This is a genomic window from Paracoccus kondratievae (genome assembly GCF_009301415.1).
Classification (GTDB): domain Bacteria; phylum Pseudomonadota; class Alphaproteobacteria; order Rhodobacterales; family Rhodobacteraceae; genus Paracoccus; species Paracoccus kondratievae.
On the sequence record NZ_CP045072.1, the window covers coordinates 1,640,335 to 1,654,744 of the forward strand.

The window sequence follows — 14,410 nt, forward strand, 5'->3', positions numbered from 1 at the left end:
GTCAAGCCTCGCTGAGGCTGTACACGCGCCCTCGGTTCTCTACCTTCTCCGAAGTGACGTGGAGCCCGAGTTTCTTCTTCAGCGCCCCGGACATGGCGCCACGCACCGTGTGTGGCTGCCATCCCGTGGCGGCGACGATCTCGTCGATGGTCGCGCCGCCCTCGGCGCGGAGCATCTCGATCACGGTCTCCTGCTTGGTGCCCTTCCGGCGCTGGACCGCGGAGGTCGGCGTTTCGGCCGGCGGCGTGCCACTCTGTTCATCCGTGATGCCGAGGGTGCTATAGGCCAACGGCGTGGCGCGCAGCGTGATCGGGCCACGTTCCTCGTCGTGTCGCCAGACAGTGTTGAGATCGGTGGCTGCGATTTCCTCGATCAGGCCCCGCTTCAGGAGGCTCTTGCAGACGTTGCCGACGGCGCCGCCCTTGAGGCTTGCGGTGACGGGGAAGATGGCTCCGTCCTCGCGTGCGCAGGCTGTGGACAGGATGAAGGCTTGGGCGTCGGACAGCTGGATCTGTGCCATGGGTCGTCTCCGTGTTCGGGGCCGCGACCGTCACGACCCTCCTACGACCCCGAGCCGCGCGTCTGCGCGGCAGGAGTTCGGGTGGTGCCGACGACGCTAGTTTGCGTGTTCGCCCTCGCCGAAGGCGCTGTCGGTAATCCGCTCCAGGAGGCTGGCGTAGTGCTCGAGCGTGCCGACGTGGCCCCAGGTCACCTCGTCGGGGTGGGCGTTGAAGTGCTCGTCGCTGAGGGCGGTGAGCCGGACCAGCATCGCGTCGATCTCGGCTTTCTTGCCGATGAAGGCGCTCAGGGCCTCGGAATTGTCGGTGGTGCGGCGGGTCATCTCGGGGCTCCCTGGCTCTGATGCATCGTCCTTGTGACATCAGAATCGCTCCGCGGCGCTGCGAAGTGTAGGCAAATCGCCGCAAGATCATTGCTTTGTGGGGAGGGCACATCAGGAAGGACGTCAATCATGGCTGGCCGCAAACCGCTCCCGACGCAGCTGAAGCTGGTGAAAGGCACGGCGCGGCCGCACCGGATGAACCCCGCCGAGCCGCGGCCGGTCGTGGCGGTGCCGCCGGCTCCCGATCACCTCGACGATGCGGCCGCCGCAAAGTTCACCGAACTGGCCGAGCTGCTGGCCCGGCACGGGGTGATGACCGAACTCGATGCCGGGGCGCTCGCCCGCTACGTGGTGATCTGGCGCCGCTGGCTCGAAGCTGAAGCGGAGGTCAAGCGCCGCGGCCCGGTGGTCAAGACGGTGGGCGGCAACATCATCCAGAACCCGTTTCTGTCGGTGGCAAACAAATGCCTGGCGCAGTTGGGCCAGATCGAGAGCGAGTTCGGGCTGACGCCCTCGAGCCGGACCCGCATCCGCATGGCGGCGCCTGCCGAGACCCGCGATCCGTTCGAGGATTTTCTGAACCGTGGCAGCACAGCGTAAATCCGGCCCCGGGCGGAAGACACCGAGCTGTCCGGTGACCGCCTGGGCTCGCAAGGTGGTTGATGGCAGGATTGTCGCCGGACATCTCACCCGGCTGGCCTGCCAGCGCCACCTGGGCGATCTGAAGGCCGGCAAGACCCGCAGTCTCTCCTGGGACCGCGCCGCCGCGCTGCACGCGATCGAGTTTTTCAGCCATCTGCGGCACTCGACCGGGGAATGGGCCGGCCAGCCCTTTGTGCTGCAGCCATGGCAGCAATTCGTGGTCGGATCCGTCTTTGGCTGGAAACGCGCTGATGGGCTCAGGAGGTTCCGCACTGCCTATGTCGAGGTGGCGCGCAAGAATGGCAAATCCGCGCTGCTCGCAGGCATCGCGCTCTACGCGCTGATCGCCGATGGTGAGGCCGGCGCGCATGTCTATGCCGCGGCGACCACCCGCGATCAGGCGCGCATCGTGTTCGGCGAGGCCGAGCGTATGGTGGCGGCGAGTCCTGCATTGTCAGCGCGGGTGACGCGCACCGTGAACAACCTCGCGGTGCTGCCCACCGCGTCGTGGTTCCGGCCGCTCTCGGCGGATGCCAGCAAGATGGACGGGCTCAACGTGCATCTGGCCGCCGTGGACGAGGTGCATGAACATCCGGGGCCGGAGATCATCCAGAAGCTCAACACCGCCACCGGTGCCCGGCGCCAGCCGCTGATCGTCGAGATCACCACCGCCGGCCATGACCGCCATTCGGTCTGTCGCCAGCATCACGAGTTCTCGGTCAAGGCGCTGGAAGGGTCTGTGCCGCATGAGACGGCCGATAGCTGGTTTGCCTATATCGCCACCATCGACGCGGGCGATGACTGGACTGATCCTGCGGTCTGGGTGAAGGCCAATCCGAGTCTTGGCGTGACGGTGAAGCGCGATGATCTGAAGCGCCAGATCGACGAGGCCCGCGAGATGCCGGCGCAGCAGAACGCCATCCGGCGGCTGCGGCTGAATGAATGGACCGAACAGGTCACCCGCTGGCTCGACATGGGCGTCTGGGCCGAGGGCGGGCCGGGTGACGGGGCTGATTGGCGAGACATCCGCGCCGGGCTGGATGATCTGGAGCAGAAGCTGCTGGGCCGCGAATGCTATGGAGGGCTCGATCTCGCCCGGGTCAACGACCTCTCGGCCTTCATGCTGCTGTTCCCACCGACGGGGGACCCCGCGCTCGGCGACCTCGCAGACAAATGGATCGTGCTGCCCCGCTTCTGGGTGCCTGAGGAGGACATCCTGCGCCGCGCCCGGCGCGACCGGGTGCCCTATGCCACATGGCGCGACCAGGGGTTTTTGACTGCCACGCCCGGCAATGCCACCGACTTCGCCTTCATCGAGGCGGAGATCATCGCACTCGCGGGGCGCTACGATCTGCGCGAGCTCTCTTACGACCGCACCTTCGCCGGAGAGATCGTCCAGCATCTGCAGGATGAGGGGCTGAACCTCGTGCAATTTGGGCAGGGCTTTTTGAGCATGGCGGCACCGACCGCGGAACTGGAGCGCCTCTCGGTGTCGCGGCTCTTGTGGCATGGCGGCCATCCGGTGCTGCACTGGAATGCCTCGAATGTCGCCGTGCGCCATGATCCGGCCGGCAATATCAAGCCGGACAAGGAACGCTCCTCGGAGCGCATCGACGGCATTGTCGCGATCTGCAACGCCCTCGGCCGGGCGCTCCTGCGCGACGTCAATGCCGGCCGCTCGGTCTATGACAGCCGCAGCATCCTGGTGCTGTAGGCTACCCGTCTTACGGAAAGAATGCCCATGTCCTTCTGGTCCCGCTGGTTTGCAGGCGCCCCGCCTGCGGCCTCACCTCCGCACGCCCCGTCGCCACGCGCTGCCATCCATGAAGCCGGCGGCGGGCTGGTCATCACCTCTGCCGCCGAACTGGATGCGGCGCTCCGGGCCGGCGCAGCCAGCGGCTCCGGCATGGCGGTGACGCCGGACAGCGCCATGCGGGTGGCGGCAGTCTATGCCTGCGTGCGCATCATTTCCGGCGCGGTGGCAACGCTGCCCTTGCATATCAAGCGCCGGATCGATGCCCGGACCCGCGAGGATGCCTCGGATGCCCCGATCTGGCAGCTGCTGCGGCGAAGGCCCAATCGCTGGCAGACGCCATCGCAGTTCCGCCGGATGCTGCAGGCGCATCTGCTCTTGCGCGGCAATGCCTATGCCATGATCGTGCGCTCGCGCGGCACCGTGCAGGCGCTGATCCCGCTGCATCCGGATCGGGTCGAGGTGGTGCAGGGCGAGGACCTGGCGCTGAGCTTTCTCTATACCCGCCCCGATGGAAGGCGTCTGCGGCTGGCGCAGGACGAGGTGCTGCATCTGGTCGGGCTGACGCTGGACGGGGTGCGAGGTGTCTCACCAATCGCCTATGCCCGCGAGACCATCGGACTGGCGCTGGCGATGGAGGATCACGGCGCCACTACCTTCCGCAATGGCGCCCGGGTCTCGGGCGTGCTCAGGCACCCGCAGAAGCTCGGACCCGAGGCGGTGGCCAATCTCAAGGCCGGGCTCGAGGCGTTCCGCGCCGGCGGTGACCAGGAAGGCAAGCACCTCATTCTCGAGGAAGGTATGGATTACGCCCGTATCGCGATGACCGCCGAGGATGCGCAATGGATCGAGAGCCGCAAGTTCAGCCGCAGCGACATCGCCATGTTCTTCGGGGTGCCGCCGCATATGATCGGCGATACCGAGAAGTCCACCAGCTGGGGCACCGGCATCGAGCAGCAGTCGATCGGCTTTGTGGCCTATACGCTCGAGGATCACCTGACCATGTGGGAGGAAGCGCTCGACCGCGACCTGATCGGCGCGGATGATCTGCTCTATGCCCGGTTCAACCGCGCAGCCCTGGTCAAGGGCGACATCCGGGCCCGCTGGGAGGCCTATGTGAAGGGTCTGCAATGGGGGGTGTGGAGCCCCAACGAGATCCGAGCGCTGGAAGATCAGAACCCGCGCGATGGCGGCGATGTCTATTATCCGCCGCCCAACATGACGGCAGCGGTCGGCGACGCGGATAACGTATCTGCCATTCCTGCGACTGAAGGAGCTTCTGATGAGCCTGCGTGATCTTCCGGCCGGGCCGGTCTTTCCGCGTCCGGCGGCGTTCCAGGCCGATGCGCCGTGGGACGCGCTGGCCCGATGGGCTGCCATGCCGGCTGCGGCAGCAGCCCCGACAAAGGGCGACAGCACCATCACCATCTCCGACGTGATCGGCGAGGATGGCGTTGGCGGCGGAGTTACCCTGCGCCGGATCGCGGCGGCGCTGAGCAGGATCGGTCCGAATGCGGTCACCGTGCAGATCAACTCGCCCGGCGGTGACATGTTCGAGGGCATTGCCATCTACAACCTGCTGCGCGCCCATCCGGCCGCGGTTACCGTCGAGGTGCTGGGTCTTGCGGCATCCGCCGCCTCGATCATCGCCATGGCCGGGGACGAGATCCACATGAGACCCGGCAGCTTCCTGATGTTGCACAATGCCTGGGGCGTGGTGATCGGCAATCGCCACGACATGGCCGAAGCCGCCACGCTTTTTGAGACCTTCGACGCCGCCCTGACCGAGATTTATGCCGCGCGCAGCGGCAGGAGCAGCGAGGAAATTGCCGCGCTGCTCGATGCCGAGACCTTTCTGGGCACCGAGGAGGCGATTGCCGCCGGGATGGCGGACGGAATTGCGCCCGATACAGGCAACCGACCACGCGTGGAAGCTGAGCCGCCCACCATGGCGCAGGCCCGCCCCGACATTCAGGCGCGGCGCCGCATCGACGCGGCTCTGGCGCAGCAAGGCATCCCCCGCAGCGAGCGGCGCGCGATGCTGAAACAGATTACCGGCACGCGCAACGCTGCCGAACCCGCCACGCAGAACGCTGGCATCCCCGTGAGCGCCATCCGGCAGCTCATCGACACCATCCGCTCATAAGGAAACCATCATGGGCATCCAGAAATCCCCCCGCATTCGCGGGGCCGTTCGCGTGCGCGCCGAGGCCGGCGACGCCAACGCCATCCTCGCCGATCTGAACCGCGCCTTTGCCGCCTTCAAGGACGAGCATCAAGCCGAGATCAACGGCATCAACGCGAAGTTCGCCGATGTCGTGCAGGCCGAGAAACTCGAGCGCATCAATACCGAGATCACCAAGCTGCAGTCTGCGCTGGATGAGACCAACACCATGCTAGCCGCAGCCAAGCTGGGCGGCGCAAGCAGCGCGGATCGGGCGGACAGCCCCGAGACCCGCGAGCACGCCCGCGCCTTCAACCAGTTCTTCCGCCGCGGCGTCGAGGCCGGGCTTCGGGAACTGGAGGTGAAGGCCGCGCTTCGCACCGACAGCGATCCCGATGGCGGCTATGTCGTGCCTGATCAGATGGAACAGACCATCGACCGGGTGCTGGGCTCGGTCTCGGCCATGCGGTCGATCGCCAGTGTCATCTCGATCTCGGCCGGCAGCTACAAGAAGCTGGTCAATCAGGGGGGCGCTGCGGCCGGCTGGGTCGGCGAGCGTCAGGCCCGCCCCGAGACCGCCACCCCGAGGCTCGCTGAACTGGCTTTCCCGGCGATGGAGATCTACGCCAACCCGGCTGCGACCCAGACGCTGCTCGACGATGCAAGGGTCGATATCGCTGCCTGGTTGGCCGAAGAGGTCTCGACCGCCTTCGCCGAGGCCGAGGCTGCCGCCTTCATCACCGGCGACGGGGTGAACAGGCCCCGCGGCATCCTGGCCTATGACACGGTCGCCAATGCCTCTTACGCCTGGGGCAAGATCGGCTACACCGCCTCGGGCGTCGCGGCCGCATTGACCGATGCCAGCCACAACGGCGTCGATGCGCTGATCGACCTCGTCTACGGGCTGAAGCAGGGCTACCGGCAGAATGCCCGCTTCCTGATGAACCGCTCGCTGCAGGCTGCGATCCGCAAGCTGAAGTCGAAGACCGAGGAGCTCTATCTCTGGCAACCCCCGGTCCAGGCTGGCCAGCCGGCAACGCTGCTCGGCTATCCGATCAGCGATGACGACAACATGCCCGATATCGCCGCCGGAGCTTTCCCGATCGCCTTCGGGGATTTCCGGCGCGGCTATCTGATCGTCGACCGCTTCGGCATCCGGGTGCTGCGCGATCCCTTCACCAACAAGCCCTATGTGCATTTCTATACCACCAAGCGCGTCGGTGGCGGGGTGCAGAATTTTGATGCCATCAAGCTGCTGAAGATCGCGGCCAGCTGATCGCCCGGCTGAACCAAGGCGCGCGCGCGGCAGGGTTCAGCCCGCGTCTTCCCACCCACATTCCTGCACAGGAGGATCCGATGAAGGATCTGCATTCCAGTCTCTCGGTGGCCGCGGCCATCAATGCTGCCACCCTCACCGACGACAGCACCCCCGTGGCCATTGATCTGCGCGGTCATGACGGTGCCGAGATCATTCTCGCCATTGGCGTGGGCGGCATCACCTTCACCTCGACCAACAGGATCGAGTTCATCCTGACCCATTCCGATGACGACAGCAGCTATGAGGCGGTGACCGCAGCCGACCTGCTGGGCGTCCCGACCGTGGGCGAAGGCGGCATCGTCAAGGCGCTGGTCGAGGCCCACGCCACCGCCGCCGTTTACCGCTTCGGCTATGTCGGAACCAAACGCTACCTGAAGCTGCTGGCGGCGCTTGAAGGCACCCATGCCACCGGCACGCCGATTGCCGGCCTGGTGATCAAGGGTCACGGCCGGATCAACCCGCAGGCCGATCAGGCCTGAGACCGATGCTGCAATAACTGCGCGGGCGATGAAGACCGCCCGTGCCCTGCCTCAGGGGGTTTTGCCCATGTTCACGCTGACCCGCATCACCGCGCCCGCGACCACGCCGATCACGCTGGAAGAGGCCAAGGCGCAGCTTCGGGTCGATCACGAGGACGAGGACCTGCTGATCCAGCATTATATCGATGCGGCCACCGCCTGGCTCGACGGGCCTGCCGGCATTCTCGGTCGTTGCCTAGTCACGCAATCCTGGCAGATGGACCTCGATGCCCTCACCGGCCCGATCCTGCTGCCGTTTCCGGACAGCGAGATCGACAGCGCGGTGTTCACCGATGCCGCGGGCGTTGATCTCGACTATCATATCGCGCTGCAGGACCAGCGGCTGTTGCTGCGACCCTTGGCCGGCTTCGGCCGCCCCGCGGCCATCACCTTCACCGCCGGCTATGGCGCCCCCGCCGATGTGCCTGCGGCAATCCGTCAGGCCATGCTGCTGCTGATCGCGCATTGGTATGAGCATCGCGAGGCGGTCAGCCTCGGGGCAAGTCCATCGGCGCTGCCCATGGCGGTCGATGCGCTGCTCGCCCCCTATCGCAGGATCCGGCTGTGAGAATGGTTGCCGGACGCCTGCGGCGCCGGGTCACCTTCCAGCAGGCTGTGATCATCCGCGATCCGGACGGGATGCTGATCCAAGGGTGGGAGGATCGCTTCACCCTCTGGTGCCATGTCCATTACCTGCGCGGCTCCGAGGCCGTCATGCAGGCACGGCTGGTCTCGAAGTCGCCGGCCATCCTGACGGTCCGTGCCAGCGCCGAGACCCGCGCCATCACCTCCGAATGGCGCGCCGTCATCGATGCGGTGATCTTCGACCTGAAGGAAGACCCTCGGCCCAGTGAGGGCGGCGCCTATCTCGAGATGCTGGCCGAGGCGTGAGAGGCGTAGGATGCGGGAGGCGCCGATGACACCGCACAGTTCTGACCGGTCGAACGCCGAACTCAAGGCGATGCTGACCCGTGCCGCCGAGCAGGGGGCGAAACGCGCGCTCGCCGATGTCGGCCTCGACGGCGACGAGGCAGCCCTCGACATCCGCGATCTGCGCTCCCTCGTGGACTGCATCCGGCTGGTGCGCCGCACCGCCATGCAGACCGCCGTCCGCATGATCACCACCGGCGTCATGCTGGCGCTGCTCGCGGGCATCGCCATCAAGCTGAAGATCTTCGGCGGCAGCCCGTAGCCGCGCCCCATCACCATTCATCAGCCCGCAATGACCCGCCGTCGAGGCGGGTTTTTTGTTCTGGGAGGACACCATGACCACGACATTCCACCGCCATTGGCGCGACGTGCCGGAGAGCGGCTGGCGTTGGCCGAATTTCAGCCCGGCCGAGATCGCCTGCCGGGGTACTGGCAAACTGCTGATCAACGAAATGGCGCTCGACAGGCTGCAGGCGCTGCGCGACCGGCTGGGCAAGCCGCTGATCGTCCGCTCCGCCTATCGCAGCCCCGAGCACAATCGCGCTGTCGGCGGCGCCACCCGGTCGAAGCATCTCGATGGCGCCGCCTTCGACATCGCCATGGCGAACCACGACCCGGTGGCCTTCGAGGCGGCAGCCCGCGAGGTTGGGTTCCTCGGCTTCGGTTTCTATCCGCGCTCGGGCTTCATGCACGTCGACCTCGGCCCCGTGCGCCAGTGGGGCGAGCGGTTCCCGGTGCGGGCGACGGCATTTGCAGCCGAAACGCCGCCCGCGCGCGAAGTGCTGGCCGACAGCCGCACGATGAAGGGTGGTGGCGCGGCAGGCGTAGCCACGCTGGGCGCTGCCGGGGTGGAGGTTGCGCAGAGCGTTCTGGCCGAGACCCAGACCGCGATCCTGCCGCTGGTCCCGTATCTCGATACGCTCCGCTGGGTGTTCATCGCGGTGGCACTCGGTGGCAACGCGGTCACGATCTATGCCCGCCTCGACGACTGGCGCCGGGGGCGGCGGTGATCGCCGCGCTTCTGACCGGGTTAGCCGCTAGCCCGTGGACGCGGGCGGCGCTGCACTACGGCGCCATCGCGCTCGCCGTGCTCCTGTTCCTGTTGGCGCTGCGCCGCTCCGGAGAGCGAGCGGGACGCCTCGCCGAACGCCTTAAGACCACGGAGAAGGCCAATGATGTCCAACGCCAGATGCTGGAAGCGGCAGCCCGCCGCCCTCGCGACCGCGACGAGCTTGCTGAGCGGCTGCGCGACGGTCGGTTCTGAACCTGGCGGCTTGTCTGCATGTCCGCCGGCCGTGGAGTACAGTCGCGGTCTCCAGGCGCGTGCGGCCGACGAGCTCTTGCTGCTGCCTGAACGCTCGGTGCTGGCGGAGATGATGAGCGACTATGTCGTACTGCGCGACCAGGTGCGGGCGTGTGACCTGCCGTAAGGCCTGGCGCGACCGGTCGGAACAGCCGAAGCCAGGTCTGTCTGGCTCTCGACAGAGCACGGCGTGCATTCGCGGCAGCCGCGTCGCTTACCTCGTCAGCCTGCGCAGTCTCGACACCGCATCACGGTAGGCTCAAGTTCGAGCCGACGCATGCCGATAAACTCGCCGCAGTCGTGGCACCAACCGAACTCCCCCGCATCAATTCGACGGATGGCTGCCTCGAGAGCCCAGACGCGTCCAAGTCGCCGTGTTTCCTGAGCTGCCGCCATGGCCTGTTGCTGCATCGCGTCCATGCGGCTGAGCCGACCAACGCTTTGCTGATCCAGCTCGACAGGTCTGCGGTCCGCCGCCGTCTGAGCGGACGCGGACCGCAAGGCATCCAGTTCGTCGCGGAGCCGCGGCAGAAACGCTGTCTTCAGCTCCTCCGGAGTGGGGTCCGTCATTGCGCTCACCGCAAGAGCAGGACAGGAACCTTGCAGGACCGCATCATCTCGGTCGTGGTGGAGCCGATCACGAGGCTTCGGATGCGGCTGTGGCCGTAGGCACCCATCACAAGCATGCCGAAACCATCCTTCTCGACCATCTTGCCCAGTTCCTCGTCCGGTTGCCCGGCCACGATGCGCGTCTGCGCCTCGATCCCGGCAGCGGCAAGCAAGGCCTTGGCGTCTGCAAGGCCCTTTGTGACCTCCGGCGTCTCGTTTCCGACGGTCACGACGGTGACAGGCAGGTCCGCGAAGAAGGAACTGCGCGAGATGTGATCGACCGCCTTCATCGCCGAGCGCCCTCCGTCATAGGCGACGAGCACGGACTCGATCGGCTTGAAGGCACGCGCGGCGACGAAGACGGGTCGATGCGCCGCGCGCACGATGCGTTCCAGGTTCGAGCCAAGGTGTCCCTTCGCGAAATCCGCCGCCTCGCCGCGCTTGCCGATGACGATTACTCGCGCTTCGCCCTCGATCTCGCCGATGGCTTCGACGATGTCACCGTGGCGCAGTCGGGTGGTGATCTCGGTCACGCCATCCCGGTCCACGATGGCGCGAGCATCCTCGAGGATCGCGCGACCCCGATGGCCGACGAGCTTTGCGCGTTGCGCGTCGATCTCGGCCAGTTCCTCCATCAGCTTCGTCCGCGCGCCCAGCCGGATCGCACCGGACAGGTCCGACTTTTCCGGGGCCTCGCGTCGCCCCAGCACATGGATCAGCTCGACCGGTGCGGCCGTCCGCTGCGCAATCCAGGCGACGTGGTGGCAGACGCTCTCGGAATAGATGGAGCCGTCCACGAGGGCGATGATCTTGTCTGTCATGGGTCTTTCCTCCCTCAATGGTTCATCAGCTTGTCCATGGCGCCGGGCTTGTCATGGATGGCAAGCCGGTCGACCAGGGTCTCGGTCGCCGCGTTCATGCCCACGACCTCGACCTCGGCGCCGTCGCGACGGAATTTCAGGATCGCCATGTCGAGCGCCTGAACCGAGGAGATATCCCAGATATGCGCACGGCTCACGTCGATCACCACGCGTTCGGGGGCCTCCTTGAAGTCGAAGGCATCCATGAAATCCTCGACGGAGCCGTAGAACAGCTGGCCCTCGACGCGGTAGGTTCGCACGCGCCCATCCGCGCTTATGTCCGAGGTCACGCGGAACAGCTGCGCGATCTTTCCGGCGAAGAAGACGCCCGACAGCAGTACGCCCACCAGCACCCCGATGGCGAGGTTGTGGGTGTAGACCACGGTGACAACGGTCGCGATCATGACGATGGACGACGATTTCGGATGCACCCGAAGCGCCTTGATCGACGACCAGGAGAATGTCCCGATCGACACCATGATCATGATCGCGACCAGCGCGGGCATCGGGATGATGCTGACCAGGTCGCCGAGCCCGACGACCATGATCAGCAGGAAGACGCCGGCAGCGGCGGCAGACAGGCGCCCGCGCCCGCCTGATTTCACGTTGATGATAGACTGCCCGATCATCGCGCAGCCCGCCATCCCGCCTATGAAGCCGGTGGCGGTGTTCGCCAGCCCCTGACCGATGCATTCCTGGTTCCGGTTTGACTTCGTGTCGGTCAGGTCATCGACGATGTTCTGTGTCATCAGGCTTTCGAGCAGGCCCACGACGGCCACTGCCACCGAATAGGGCAGAATGATCGTCAGCGTCTCGAGGTTGAGCGGGATCTGCGGGATCAGGAAGACCGGCAGCGTGTCGGGCAGCGCGCCCATGTCGCCCACCGTCCGCACGTCGAGCCCGAGCGCGACGGACAGCCCCGTGAGCACGACGATGGTCACGAGCGGCGAGGGAATGGCCGTGGTCAGAAGCGGAAAGAGGTAGATGATGGCGAGCCCCGCGGCCACGAGCGCGTAGGTGATCCACGTCACGTCCCGCGGGTCGAGTTCCGGCAGCTGGGCCATGAAGATCAGGATCGCGAGCGCGTTGACGAAGCCGGTCATCACCGATTTCGACACCCAGCGCATGACGAAGCCGAGTTTCAGGACGCCGGCGCCGATCTGGATCAGTCCGGCCAGCACCGTCGCGGCCAGCAGGTATTGCAGTCCGTGGTCGCGCACCAGCGTGACCATCAGGACCGCCGTGGCGGCGGTCGCAGCGGAAATCATGCCGGGCCGCCCGCCGGTGATCGCGGTGATGACAGCGATCGAGAAGGAGGCGTAGAGCCCGACCTTGGGATCGACCCCCGCGATGATGGAAAAGGCGATTGCCTCGGGAATGAGGGCCAGTGCCACGACGAGCCCGGCGAGCAGGTCGCCGCGTATGTTGCCCAGCCACTGGGCGCGGTAGACGTCGAGTGAGATCATGTAAATGTTGTCCGATACCGGTCCTGCGGCTTGCGCGAGATCGGCGTGCAAGTGCACCGTTTTCTTGTGGTTGTCCGGCGGATCGGCGGCCGGAAGAGCCACCCGGAATCGCTTCCAGGTCCAGGTTCGCTACACTGCCGCATAAGGGTTGCAGCGGAAAATGGCAATAAGCAAGGCTGTTTGACAGGCCGCAGCCAACGCCCTGGCGATGGCCAGCAGTGTTTACTGCTCATGCGCGCGTGGGGGGTGACGGAGGTTGATATGGATCAAGGCGCATTATCTGGCCGCTATCGACCACCCGCACGGCGCTCGCGGTGCATGTGGTCACGGAGGCGCAGGACACCGATGCGGTGCTGCACGAACTTGCCGAGGGGTTGGAGCACGGGTTCGGGATCGCGCACAGCACGATTCAGGTCGAGCGCGAGCCCTGCGGCGCAAGCTGCCTTCGGGGCCACGCGTAACGCAGGGCATCCATTCCGGGCGCGGCTCCTGGATCGTCCAGAAGAATCATTTACAAAACTAGGATTGTAGTTATTTTTACGTCATGACCACGACCAGTCCGAACGCCCGCGCCCTTGCCGCCCTTGGGCATGATGCCCGCCTTTCGATCTTTCGCTTGCTGGTGAAGGCCGGGGACGACGGGCTGCGGGTCAGCGATATCGGCGAGCACCTCGGACTCGCCCCGTCGACCTTGGCGCATCACCTCTCGACGCTGGTCGATGCGGGGCTGGTGCTGCAGGACAAGCAGGGCCGCGAGGTGTTCAACCGGGTCGATTTTCCCGCGATGCACCGTGTTGTCGGATTCCTGACCTCCGAATGCTGCGCCGGTGTTGCGGTCCGCTCTTCAGAGGATGCGGCGTGAGATGCGCGTGCTCTTTTTCTTGCCCTGAAACAACTGCAATTCCGGAGATTTGGTGATGACTGACACGACCCTCCCGACACCCGGCCTCCGGTCCGCTCTGCGCCACCTGTGGCAGGACCAGCGGGTCTGGCTCGCCTCGGCGCTGATCCTTGGCGCGCTGGCGGTGTTCGACACGCCCCAGGCCGCCGATTCTGCGCTCTTCGCGGGCACCGCGCTCTTGAACACGGCGCCGTTCCTGATCCTATCGATCGCCATCGCCGCGTGGGCCAATGCGACGGGGGCCGACAACCTGATCGCCAAGGCCTTCACCGGCGCGCCGATCCTGATGATCGGGCTGGGCGCGCTGGCGGGGGGCGTCTCGCCCTTCTGCTCCTGTGGGGTGATCCCGCTGATCGCGGCGCTGCTGGCGATGGGCGTGCCGCTCTCGGCGGTGATGGCCTTCTGGCTGGCCTCGCCGATCATGGACCCGTCGATGTTCGCGTTGACGGCGGGCGTGCTCGACCTCGAGTTCGCGGTGGCCAAGACGCTCGCCGCCATCGGGCTGGGCGTGTTCGGCGGGACGGTGGTACACCTGATGATGAAGGGCGGCGCCTTCGCCGACCCGCTGCGCGACGGGATCGGGAACGGCGGCTGCGGCGGCGCGAAGATCCGCGCGCCCAAGCCCGTGGTCTGGCAGTTCTGGACCGATGCGGACCGCCGGGCGAAGTTCGGCAAGACGGCGCTGACCACGACGCTGTTCCTCGCCAAGTGGCTGACGCTGGCATTCATCCTCGAGAGCCTGATGCTTGCGTGGATCCCGGCGGAAACCGTCACCGCCGCGCTCGGAGGCGAGGGGTTGTTGCCGATCGTGACCGCGACGCTGGTGGGCGTGCCGGCCTATCTGAACGGATACGCTGCACTGCCGCTCGTCAGCGGGCTGATCGAGCAGGGCATGGCGCCGGGGGCGGGAATGGCCTTTCTCGTCGCGGGTGGCGTCACCTCGATCCCGGCGGCCATGGCGGTCTGGGCGCTGGCGCGGCCACAGGTCTTTGCGGTGTATATCGGCCTGTCCCTGATTGGCGCCTTCGCATCGGGGCTGCTGTTCCAGCTCTGGACGCAGGTGGCATGAACGCCAGCGGCGGGGCGCATTGCCTCGCCGCTCCCT

General features: G+C 66.4%; 19 protein-coding genes and 1 other annotated feature. Of the genes, 14 read left to right on the forward strand and 5 right to left on the reverse strand.

What is annotated here, in order from left to right; all coding sequences use genetic code 11:
- Nucleotide 1 precedes the first annotated feature (1 nt).
- Together F8A10_RS08230 and F8A10_RS08235 are read right to left on the reverse strand one after the other, a co-directional pair.
- Complete coding sequence (locus tag F8A10_RS08230; RefSeq protein WP_152367096.1) at nucleotides 2–520, reverse strand: DUF3489 domain-containing protein; 519 nt, start codon at nucleotides 518–520, stop codon at nucleotides 2–4.
- Between the two features lie 96 nt (nucleotides 521–616).
- Nucleotides 617–841, reverse strand: a complete 225-nt coding sequence (locus F8A10_RS08235; protein WP_152367097.1) for a hypothetical protein — start codon at nucleotides 839–841, stop codon at nucleotides 617–619.
- 129 nt (nucleotides 842–970) lie between these two features.
- Here F8A10_RS08235 and F8A10_RS08240 point away from each other — a divergent pair, with 129 nt between their 5' ends.
- The 11 genes from F8A10_RS08240 to F8A10_RS08290 all read left to right on the forward strand — a co-directional run bounded on the left by F8A10_RS08240 (nucleotide 971) and on the right by F8A10_RS08290 (nucleotide 9,430).
- Nucleotides 971–1,441: a phage terminase small subunit P27 family gene (locus tag F8A10_RS08240; RefSeq protein WP_152367098.1), complete on the forward strand. Its 471-nt coding sequence runs from the start codon at nucleotides 971–973 to the stop codon at nucleotides 1,439–1,441.
- Nucleotides 1,442–1,475: 34 nt separating this feature from the next.
- Entirely contained in the window at nucleotides 1,476–3,197 is a 1,722-nt protein-coding gene (locus F8A10_RS08245) for a terminase large subunit (protein WP_193668107.1), read from the forward strand.
- A gap of 27 nt (nucleotides 3,198–3,224) precedes the next feature.
- Nucleotides 3,225–4,532, forward strand: a complete 1,308-nt coding sequence (locus F8A10_RS08250) for a phage portal protein (RefSeq protein ID WP_227493363.1) — start codon at nucleotides 3,225–3,227, stop codon at nucleotides 4,530–4,532.
- The gene (locus tag F8A10_RS08255) at nucleotides 4,519–5,382 is read left to right on the forward strand and encodes a head maturation protease, ClpP-related (protein WP_152367100.1); all 864 of its coding nucleotides are present in this window, start codon (nucleotides 4,519–4,521) and stop codon (nucleotides 5,380–5,382) included. Before F8A10_RS08250 ends, F8A10_RS08255 begins: the two co-directional genes overlap by 14 nt.
- 10 nt (nucleotides 5,383–5,392) lie before the next feature.
- Nucleotides 5,393–6,676, forward strand: coding sequence for a phage major capsid protein (locus F8A10_RS08260; RefSeq protein ID WP_152367101.1), 1,284 nt, complete (start codon nucleotides 5,393–5,395; stop codon nucleotides 6,674–6,676).
- A gap of 80 nt (nucleotides 6,677–6,756) precedes the next feature.
- Entirely contained in the window at nucleotides 6,757–7,197 is a 441-nt protein-coding gene (locus F8A10_RS08265; RefSeq protein ID WP_152367102.1) for a hypothetical protein, read from the forward strand.
- Nucleotides 7,198–7,225: 28 nt separating this feature from the next.
- The gene (locus F8A10_RS08270; RefSeq protein WP_227493364.1) at nucleotides 7,226–7,804 is read left to right on the forward strand and encodes a head-tail connector protein; all 579 of its coding nucleotides are present in this window, start codon (nucleotides 7,226–7,228) and stop codon (nucleotides 7,802–7,804) included.
- A 2-nt stretch (nucleotides 7,805–7,806) separates the two neighbouring features.
- A complete protein-coding gene (locus tag F8A10_RS08275) occupies nucleotides 7,807–8,127 on the forward strand; it encodes a phage head closure protein (RefSeq protein ID WP_152367104.1) in 321 nt (106 codons plus the stop codon).
- Between the two features lie 25 nt (nucleotides 8,128–8,152).
- Nucleotides 8,153–8,428, forward strand: coding sequence for a DUF6127 family protein (locus tag F8A10_RS08280; RefSeq protein WP_029372593.1), 276 nt, complete (start codon nucleotides 8,153–8,155; stop codon nucleotides 8,426–8,428).
- A gap of 73 nt (nucleotides 8,429–8,501) precedes the next feature.
- A complete protein-coding gene (locus F8A10_RS08285) occupies nucleotides 8,502–9,176 on the forward strand; it encodes a YcbK family protein (RefSeq protein WP_010399403.1) in 675 nt (224 codons plus the stop codon).
- The gene (locus F8A10_RS08290; RefSeq protein WP_010399402.1) at nucleotides 9,173–9,430 is read left to right on the forward strand and encodes a hypothetical protein; all 258 of its coding nucleotides are present in this window, start codon (nucleotides 9,173–9,175) and stop codon (nucleotides 9,428–9,430) included. The genes F8A10_RS08285 and F8A10_RS08290 overlap by 4 nt, the downstream gene beginning before the upstream one ends.
- Before the next feature lie 261 nt (nucleotides 9,431–9,691).
- Here F8A10_RS08290 and F8A10_RS08300 read toward each other — a convergent pair whose 3' ends face one another.
- The 3 genes from F8A10_RS08300 to F8A10_RS08310 are packed head-to-tail and all read right to left on the reverse strand — an operon-like array spanning nucleotide 9,692 to nucleotide 12,404.
- Entirely contained in the window at nucleotides 9,692–10,039 is a 348-nt protein-coding gene (locus tag F8A10_RS08300; RefSeq protein WP_010399400.1) for a TraR/DksA family transcriptional regulator, read from the reverse strand.
- Nucleotides 10,040–10,044: 5 nt separating this feature from the next.
- Nucleotides 10,045–10,899 carry a universal stress protein gene (locus F8A10_RS08305; RefSeq protein ID WP_152367106.1) on the reverse strand — a complete coding sequence of 285 codons (855 nt, stop codon included), beginning with the start codon at nucleotides 10,897–10,899 and terminating at the stop codon, nucleotides 10,045–10,047.
- Between the two features lie 14 nt (nucleotides 10,900–10,913).
- On the reverse strand, nucleotides 10,914–12,404 hold the full coding sequence (locus F8A10_RS08310) for a SulP family inorganic anion transporter (RefSeq protein WP_010399398.1): 1,491 nt from the start codon (nucleotides 12,402–12,404) through the stop codon (nucleotides 10,914–10,916).
- A 68-nt stretch (nucleotides 12,405–12,472) separates the two neighbouring features.
- Nucleotides 12,473–12,529 (reverse strand) — a sequence feature (sul1 is cis-regulatory element that is thought to sense ions involved in sulfur or methionine metabolism; They are found in Alphaproteobacteria).
- A gap of 189 nt (nucleotides 12,530–12,718) precedes the next feature.
- Between F8A10_RS08310 and F8A10_RS21085 the strand changes: the two genes are divergently transcribed.
- From F8A10_RS21085 to F8A10_RS08320, 3 genes are all read left to right on the forward strand, one after another.
- Nucleotides 12,719–12,865 (forward strand): hypothetical protein, encoded by a 147-nt coding sequence (locus F8A10_RS21085; protein ID WP_158004479.1) that lies wholly within the window; start codon nucleotides 12,719–12,721, stop codon nucleotides 12,863–12,865.
- Nucleotides 12,866–12,948: 83 nt separating this feature from the next.
- Entirely contained in the window at nucleotides 12,949–13,266 is a 318-nt protein-coding gene (locus F8A10_RS08315) for an ArsR/SmtB family transcription factor (RefSeq protein WP_010399394.1), read from the forward strand.
- 55 nt (nucleotides 13,267–13,321) lie between these two features.
- Nucleotides 13,322–14,374 carry a permease gene (locus F8A10_RS08320; protein WP_010399393.1) on the forward strand — a complete coding sequence of 351 codons (1,053 nt, stop codon included), beginning with the start codon at nucleotides 13,322–13,324 and terminating at the stop codon, nucleotides 14,372–14,374.
- The last annotated feature ends 36 nt before the right edge of the window (nucleotides 14,375–14,410 follow it).

Excerpts from the sequence above, each read along its gene's own strand:
- F8A10_RS08230 (WP_152367096.1), bottom strand. The coding sequence starts at position 520 with ATGGCACAGATCCAGCTGTCCGACGCCCAAGCCTTCATCCTGTCCACA.
- F8A10_RS08235 (WP_152367097.1), bottom strand. The coding sequence starts at position 841 with ATGACCCGCCGCACCACCGACAATTCCGAGGCCCTGAGCGCCTTCATC.
- F8A10_RS08240 (WP_152367098.1), top strand. The coding sequence starts at position 971 with ATGGCTGGCCGCAAACCGCTCCCGACGCAGCTGAAGCTGGTGAAAGGC.
- F8A10_RS08250 (WP_227493363.1), top strand. The coding sequence starts at position 3,225 with ATGTCCTTCTGGTCCCGCTGGTTTGCAGGCGCCCCGCCTGCGGCCTCA.
- F8A10_RS08255 (WP_152367100.1), top strand. The coding sequence starts at position 4,519 with ATGAGCCTGCGTGATCTTCCGGCCGGGCCGGTCTTTCCGCGTCCGGCG.
- F8A10_RS08260 (WP_152367101.1), top strand. The coding sequence starts at position 5,393 with ATGGGCATCCAGAAATCCCCCCGCATTCGCGGGGCCGTTCGCGTGCGC.
- F8A10_RS08265 (WP_152367102.1), top strand. The coding sequence starts at position 6,757 with ATGAAGGATCTGCATTCCAGTCTCTCGGTGGCCGCGGCCATCAATGCT.
- F8A10_RS08270 (WP_227493364.1), top strand. The coding sequence starts at position 7,226 with ATGAAGACCGCCCGTGCCCTGCCTCAGGGGGTTTTGCCCATGTTCACG.
- F8A10_RS08275 (WP_152367104.1), top strand. The coding sequence starts at position 7,807 with ATGGTTGCCGGACGCCTGCGGCGCCGGGTCACCTTCCAGCAGGCTGTG.
- F8A10_RS08280 (WP_029372593.1), top strand. The coding sequence starts at position 8,153 with ATGACACCGCACAGTTCTGACCGGTCGAACGCCGAACTCAAGGCGATG.
- F8A10_RS08285 (WP_010399403.1), top strand. The coding sequence starts at position 8,502 with ATGACCACGACATTCCACCGCCATTGGCGCGACGTGCCGGAGAGCGGC.
- F8A10_RS08300 (WP_010399400.1), bottom strand. The coding sequence starts at position 10,039 with ATGACGGACCCCACTCCGGAGGAGCTGAAGACAGCGTTTCTGCCGCGG.
- F8A10_RS08305 (WP_152367106.1), bottom strand. The coding sequence starts at position 10,899 with ATGACAGACAAGATCATCGCCCTCGTGGACGGCTCCATCTATTCCGAG.
- F8A10_RS08310 (WP_010399398.1), bottom strand. The coding sequence starts at position 12,404 with ATGATCTCACTCGACGTCTACCGCGCCCAGTGGCTGGGCAACATACGC.
- F8A10_RS08315 (WP_010399394.1), top strand. The coding sequence starts at position 12,949 with ATGACCACGACCAGTCCGAACGCCCGCGCCCTTGCCGCCCTTGGGCAT.
- F8A10_RS08320 (WP_010399393.1), top strand. The coding sequence starts at position 13,322 with ATGACTGACACGACCCTCCCGACACCCGGCCTCCGGTCCGCTCTGCGC.